The organism is Chitinophaga sp., assembly GCF_036566945.1.
Classification (GTDB): Bacteria; Bacteroidota; Bacteroidia; order Chitinophagales; family Chitinophagaceae; genus Chitinophaga.
In genome coordinates, this window is the sequence record NZ_DATCVJ010000140.1 from 1 (window position 1) to 6,245 (window position 6,245).

Genomic DNA, 6,245 nt, shown 5'->3' on the forward strand with positions numbered 1-6,245 from the left:
TATTTCGGTGGGATGGAATATTATGAAGCCGCCATGGTAAATCCTTATACCGGAAAAGTAACCGGCATCATTGACTATAAGTATAATTTCTTCTCCATCATAAAATCGATTCACTGGAGTTTATTACTGAATACACCTTACGGGCAGCCGATTGTGGGCTGGAGTGTGTTCATTTTTGTACTCCTGCTGATTACCGGATTGATCATGTGGTGGCCTGAAAAGTGGAGCAAAGGGACTCGTGATAAGAGTTTTAAAGTGAAGTGGAACGCCAGTTTTAAAAGGGTGAACTATGACCTGCATAATGTACTGGGTTTCTATGCCCTGATTTTCGCATTGGTGCTGGCGTTAACAGGTATGGTATGGGCATTTACCTGGTTTCAGACCACCGTATATGTAGTGGCTTCCGGCAGCACCACACCGCCCGACAGATCGTTGCACGAGTCTGTAAAGGGAACAGCTTCGCTGACCGGCAATCCGCTGGATATAGCGTTTGAAAAAGCGATACCGCTGTTGAAAGGCGCCAGCCGCATTTTCATATATCCTGCCAGTGGCGAAAAAGGAGTGAACGTAATCGGGGGCTATAAAGGAAAAGAAACTTACTACGGAGCAGATGAATTGCAGTTTGATCAATACAGCGCAAAACTACTGGGCAGACGCAATGACACGCATAAGAATGCGGGCGAGCGGTTAATAGAAATGAACTACGATATTCATGTAGGCGCCATTGGCGGAATAGCCGGAAAGATCCTGGCATTTATCATCAGTTTAATCTGTGCTTCCTTACCCGTAACGGGTTTCTTGGTATGGTGGGGTAAGCAGAAAAAGTCTAAAAAGAAGTCATTAGTCATTCGGGAAGTAGCTACAACGAACACAATGTAAATAAAAAGTGTTACTAATTTTTCTCTTGAAATGCTTTACAGATCTGTGTTCCAGTAAGTTGATGCATATATCCGTGCAAAAATTTTTCAGAAAAGTTTGAAAAAAAATTTTGTGTTTTCATGCCGTTTCCTATCTTTGCAATCCCAACGAAAACGCCACGGGGCAAAGCAAACGAAAGAATGCACGTCGAAGGGAAGAGTTCTTAAAATAACGAAGTTTTTAATACCCGCGAAAGTAGCTCATTTGGTAGAGCACGACCTTGCCAAGGTCGGGGTGGCCGGTTCGAGCCCGGTCTTTCGCTCTATATACCTGTTGGGATAGCAGGTACGCAAAAAGCTGTTTCTTCGGAAACAGTATCATATGCGGAGTCAACCATCCCGAAGTTCTTAATACATCTGCGAAAGTAGCTCATTTGGTAGAGCACGACCTTGCCAAGGTCGGGGTGGCCGGTTCGAGCCCGGTCTTTCGCTCTTTAAGCCTGACTGATTATTTCAGTCAGGCTTTTTTTATGCCGGTATGCGATTTTTTGTCTTTGTCCAGGATTATACTGATGTTGATGATTTTCCGGATTTTTTTTCCGGATTAAAAAGATAAGGGAAGATATTAGCGGATAAAATTCGCTAATATCTTCCCTCATCTTTTTAATCTTATAAAATCAAAAAAGTAAAAATCCGGAAAATCATCAACATCAGTATAATCTTGGACAAAGACAAAAAATCGCGTTAATAGTCCCCACTGGCGCCGCCACCACCGCCGGTTCCACCACCAAAATCCATATTTTGAGCCGGTGCGGGCGCTCCCGGTACATAGGTTTGAGCAATGATCAGCGATTCCAGTTTCAGTTTATCGGCCAGAGAAGGCTCATCGGTTTCTACGTAGGTGAAACCCTGACGGGGCACCTGCAGATAGCGTATCAGCGCCCAGGCGCCAAAAGTTAATACCAGTCCACCTGTTACCATCGCTGTTTCCAGCGGCATTACACTGTGATAGTACCGGATGGTAAATACAATGGCGGCCAGCAGGATCATGCCGGTACGTAACAGAATCGCATCTTTTTTACGAATACCCAGGTAGAGGTATACCAATGGGATAACAACAGTATAGATCCAGAAGAAAAATGCGCCGGGGATAGACTCTCCATCCTTTAGCTGCAGGTCAAACATTTCGTTGCTGATTTCTCTGACAACAAAGTAATTGCCCACCAGGTAAAGGGTGAGTAAGGCCAGTACCGATACCACCGTCAAACAATGATCGTAGTGCCGGAAAGCACGTTGACTCATCCATCGTCTTACTATAAAATAAATGGCCACAGAAAGGACCATTACCATAAAAGGCAGGATGGTTTTAGCAACCGGCCCCAGTTCGATCAAAAGGCTGAAAATAAGTCCCAGAAACGCGAGGAATGCCGTTCCTGCCATTACCATATCAGCAAAGCGTAGGGTGGCCAGCAACGTTACTACAAAAGTAACCAGGCACCAGTGCGTCATGGTAACGTGGTCAATGTTATCGTATAGCACCAGACTACTGATCCACAGCAATACAGTACCCCATAACAACGCATCATCTACACCAGCGCGGAATAATTTCTTTTCCCGTATGAATAATTCCAGCGCCACGTAACAGGCCAGTCCTGCGAAAATACAAAGCCCCGCAAATCCTTTTTCGCTGTGTAGCGTATCGGCCAACATTAACGCGAGCAATCCCAGCGAAAAGCAAACGATAACAACGGTGAGTATAAACAGGCCAATTTTGATAATCGGATTAGGCGTATAAAAATTTACCCGATGTGCCGCTTCAATGGCTTTATACGTAGTCACATCAATACAATCCTTGCGCAGCGCTATTTCCGCTTCTTCTTTTATTTCCAGGTTGTCAAGTGTATCGGAATTATACGCGAGCATTTTTAATTTTTTTGTTGAGGTTAATCAATAACAAAATAACAGCGATGGCAGAGCCGATCATATAGAAAAATCCGAGGTAAACAGCGCCGATATCCGACATGATGACAAGCAATCGAAACACCACAATACTGAAGGCGAGGTAGCCGTATAATACGGCCAGCAACACAAAGTAGAAAGAATGTTCCCGGAAAGCCTGCAGGAAGATGTAAGTGCCAATGGCTGCCATAAAGAGGAACCAAAGAAAATAGGTAGCATCAAACACACACATGCCGGCAATACAGGCAATGAAAATAATGTGCGTGCCGAAGTTCTGGTAGGTAAATGCAAAATGTTTTTTCAGATTTTTTTTGGTAGATATCATCGCCAGCGATAACAGGATGGCGCCTAACAATACGCCGGTATAAATAATGCTGCCGCTGCTGAAATCATTGGCAGAAAACAGTTGCAACGGTGTGGCAGCGATGCCCATCCAGGCCGCAAGGTTGGTGATGGCCATAGAAAGTACGCCCAGATGATCGAAATAATAAGCGCTGATGCTGAGCGCTGCCAATGGAATAAAAGTAGCCAGACCGTATGCCGTACCGAACGCGGTATATTGAAACTGGAGGTATCCGATAAATGTAACGAACGTAAGACAACCTAACAGTAACGCATAATCGAAAAAGGTATTGGGCGCTTTTACCTGCTCCCAGGAAAACGGTGGTTTTTGCCGGATACAATAGCTGAAACAACCTGCACAGATCACGCCGATGATCAGCAGGATTACCTGGTGGCCGATGGTGTCTATATTTTTATAGATGAGTATACCTAACCCTCCGCTCAGCAGCAACACGCCAAGGTATAAGAGCGTTTTAATTTCCCAGTGAAGCGAAAATAAGCGGTTGGCTTCAGCTGTTTTTACGGATGCTAGGGAGTCGTCATTGATCAACCCTTCTTTTTGGAGTTTTTCAAATACTTTTACGTTCATAAAGGGAGTTAAAGAACTGGAAATTAACAGTCATTATAGCCTGCAATATACAATATCAACGTGCAATTGTATATATTGGATGTTTTGCCGGCAAGATGATTTAAAAACAGGAACTATGAAATTATACCAACCGGTGTTATTATCGCAATTAACAAGTGAGCTGGGCGAAGGCGCCTGCTGGTGGCCGGAAAGAAAGAGCTGGTGCTGGGTAGATATACTCGGGCATATCATTCATATGCGGCATGAAAACGGGCAACAGCAAGCTTTTGAGGTAGGTACATATGTAACTACGCTCGTGCCGGTAGCAGGACAAAATATGCTGATCGCCGGATTGAAAGACGGTGTCGCTTTTTTTTCACCGGAGCAGGGAATGGGTAAATTATTGGCAGTATTGGACGAGCGGGATCAGATGCGGTGCAACGATGGTAAGTGCGATCCGGTGGGGAGATTATGGATCGGCACCATGCAGATGCCGGCAGAAGAAGGCACTGGCAAGCTGTATTGTATTACCGGGAAAGCGTCGCCGGTAGTGAAGTTGAGCGGAGTAACCATTTCCAATGGACTGGTGTGGAAAGGTGATAAAATGTACTATAACGATACACATACAGGTACAGTACAGGAATTCAGCTATGACGAAGAAACGGGTGCCATTGCCTTTACGCGGGTGGCCATTCGTATTCCTGCTGCGCTGGGATGGCCGGATGGAATGGCGATGGATAGTAATGGGATGTTATGGATTGCACAGTGGGGTGGTGCAGGTGTATATTGCTGGAATCCTGAAACGGGGGAGTTGTTGGGTAAAGTAGAAGTGCCGGCGCCGCATGTTTCTTCCTGTGCTTTTGGAGGAGCGGACATGGATGAAATGCTGATTACGACGGCCCGGGAGCATATGACAGCGGAGCAAATAGCGGAATATCCCCTTAGTGGTAGTGTGTTTCACGTAAGACTTCCCGTTAAAGGCTTACCTGCCAACTACTTTAAGTATTAATTATTTTTACATATTAATGTTTCACGGTTTTCTGCTAAAATATTAGTATATTTGCGGACGGAATGAGCTTTTTCAGGGTATTTTAATACCAATCATGCTATCTTATATCAACTTCCCTTTTGCATAAGATACTTCCCTTTAGTATGCTACCGCTAGAAACATCGTGTAAAAAATAATTATGATCATGAAGGATTTTAAAATTATTGACAACAAGGAAGCCAGGCAGTTTGAAGCGCACATCGCTGGACAAATGGCTAAAGTAATTTACGAAAGAAATGGAAGCCGTATTTTCCTGACTGGTGCAGAAGTGCCTCCGGTATTGGAAAAGCAGGGTGTATTACCAATGATGCTGGGAAAAGTAATGGAGGAGATTTCTGCACAGAATATCCGTATGGTACCTTCCAGCAAAAAAGTGGCAGAATTTGTACGTAGCAATCCGCAGTGGAAAACATTGCTGGCGCACGGCTTACACATATAGTTCTTTACAAGTTACATTTGACATTTAGTTATTTAATTATTTGCCGGCAATAAACATTTGCAGAATATTAGAATGGCGGAAGAGACGTCAAACATTTATACCAGTCAAATAACTAAATAACTAAATACCCAAATGCCCTCTTATTTGATGCCCATCTTCACTTTCACAGCTGGCATCAGATCGTCGGCTTCTGCGGATACCAATACCGCATCTCTGGAGTTATCAATCACCAGCGTATAGCCTTTTTCGTTAGCCACCGCCTTTAAAATCTTTTTAGCTTTATCTAATATAGGTGTTAGTAATTCCTGTTCTTTGGAGGACATGGTTTGTTCCGTCATTTGCCGGTAGCGTTGTATATTTGCCTGAGCGGATTTTAATTCCGCACTCTTTACTTCTACCATAGCTGGACTCATGGTGCCTACGCTATCCAATTCTTTTACTTTTTTTGTGTATTCTTCTACCAGTTGTTGCCCTTCCTGGTTTAGTTTTTCCTGCAAGGCATTCAGGGTGTCATTTGCCAGTTTACTCTCCGGCATGAAACCAATCATTTGTTGAAAATTTATATAGCCCGTTTTAGACTGGGCGAAGAGGACCGTACTTCCAAACAGTAGCAGGCAAAGTGTACAGATAAATTTCATCGGGATAATTTTTACAATATTAATAGTCCAGTTGTGAAATATTCTTTAACATGAATATAATGTAATGTTAAAGTGACTGGAAAAGTTAACGTGTTCTCTTAAGCTGTAACATTTCCTTTTTCATAGCCCCTACAGTTGCTTTTTTATGCTGTTGAGAGATAGATACCTGATTATTAGCCTTTCATATAAAAACCTTAATGATGTTTCATATTCAACAGATAATCAATAAGATGTAAGGTTTTAGGACTGTTTTGAGTCCAAAAAGATGTTTCCACAAATAATTTTGCCCCCGGGCGTAGGGGTGAAACGTGATGAGCGTGTCGTATAATAAATCAGTTCAATTGGCAGAAGGAATTATATTTGACGTTAGATATCAAACCCTAAGCATGGAATT

The 6,245-nt window shown here is 43.3% G+C and carries 6 protein-coding genes and 2 tRNA genes; 5 read left to right on the top strand and 3 right to left on the bottom strand.

The genetic code is table 11. From position 1 onward, the window contains the following. The 3 genes from VIP81_RS04055 to VIP81_RS04065 form a co-directional block, all read left to right on the top strand. The coding region (locus VIP81_RS04055; RefSeq protein ID WP_331957198.1) for a PepSY-associated TM helix domain-containing protein at positions 1 to 879 on the top strand (879 nt) is incomplete at its 5' end. Positions 880 to 1,107: 228 nt separating this feature from the next. Beyond that, positions 1,108 to 1,180 (top strand) — tRNA-Gly (locus VIP81_RS04060). A gap of 96 nt (positions 1,181 to 1,276) precedes the next feature. Beyond that, a tRNA-Gly gene (locus tag VIP81_RS04065) sits at positions 1,277 to 1,349 on the top strand. A gap of 252 nt (positions 1,350 to 1,601) precedes the next feature. Here the strand turns inward: VIP81_RS04065 and VIP81_RS04070 are convergent. Next, positions 1,602 to 2,780 (bottom strand): hypothetical protein, encoded by a 1,179-nt coding sequence (locus VIP81_RS04070; RefSeq protein WP_331957199.1) that lies wholly within the window; start codon positions 2,778 to 2,780, stop codon positions 1,602 to 1,604. After that, positions 2,767 to 3,747 (bottom strand): DUF2157 domain-containing protein, encoded by a 981-nt coding sequence (locus VIP81_RS04075; protein ID WP_331957200.1) that lies wholly within the window; start codon positions 3,745 to 3,747, stop codon positions 2,767 to 2,769. Before VIP81_RS04075 ends, VIP81_RS04070 begins: the two co-directional genes overlap by 14 nt. Before the next feature lie 115 nt (positions 3,748 to 3,862). Here VIP81_RS04075 and VIP81_RS04080 point away from each other — a divergent pair, with 115 nt between their 5' ends. Together VIP81_RS04080 and VIP81_RS04085 are read left to right on the top strand one after the other, a co-directional pair. Beyond that, positions 3,863 to 4,735: an SMP-30/gluconolactonase/LRE family protein gene (locus tag VIP81_RS04080; protein ID WP_331957201.1), complete on the top strand. Its 873-nt coding sequence runs from the start codon at positions 3,863 to 3,865 to the stop codon at positions 4,733 to 4,735. 184 nt (positions 4,736 to 4,919) lie between these two features. Beyond that, entirely contained in the window at positions 4,920 to 5,213 is a 294-nt protein-coding gene (locus tag VIP81_RS04085) for a GNAT family N-acetyltransferase (protein WP_159454320.1), read from the top strand. Positions 5,214 to 5,353: 140 nt separating this feature from the next. Here the strand turns inward: VIP81_RS04085 and VIP81_RS04090 are convergent, their stop codons facing one another. Then, the gene (locus VIP81_RS04090; RefSeq protein WP_331957202.1) at positions 5,354 to 5,851 is read right to left on the bottom strand and encodes an OmpH family outer membrane protein; all 498 of its coding nucleotides are present in this window, start codon (positions 5,849 to 5,851) and stop codon (positions 5,354 to 5,356) included. Between the last annotated feature and the right edge of the window lie 394 nt (positions 5,852 to 6,245).

Excerpts from the sequence above, each read along its gene's own strand:
- VIP81_RS04070 (WP_331957199.1), bottom strand. The coding sequence starts at position 2,780 with ATGCTCGCGTATAATTCCGATACACTTGACAACCTGGAAATAAAAGAA.
- VIP81_RS04075 (WP_331957200.1), bottom strand. The coding sequence starts at position 3,747 with ATGAACGTAAAAGTATTTGAAAAACTCCAAAAAGAAGGGTTGATCAAT.
- VIP81_RS04080 (WP_331957201.1), top strand. The coding sequence starts at position 3,863 with ATGAAATTATACCAACCGGTGTTATTATCGCAATTAACAAGTGAGCTG.
- VIP81_RS04085 (WP_159454320.1), top strand. The coding sequence starts at position 4,920 with ATGAAGGATTTTAAAATTATTGACAACAAGGAAGCCAGGCAGTTTGAA.
- VIP81_RS04090 (WP_331957202.1), bottom strand. The coding sequence starts at position 5,851 with ATGAAATTTATCTGTACACTTTGCCTGCTACTGTTTGGAAGTACGGTC.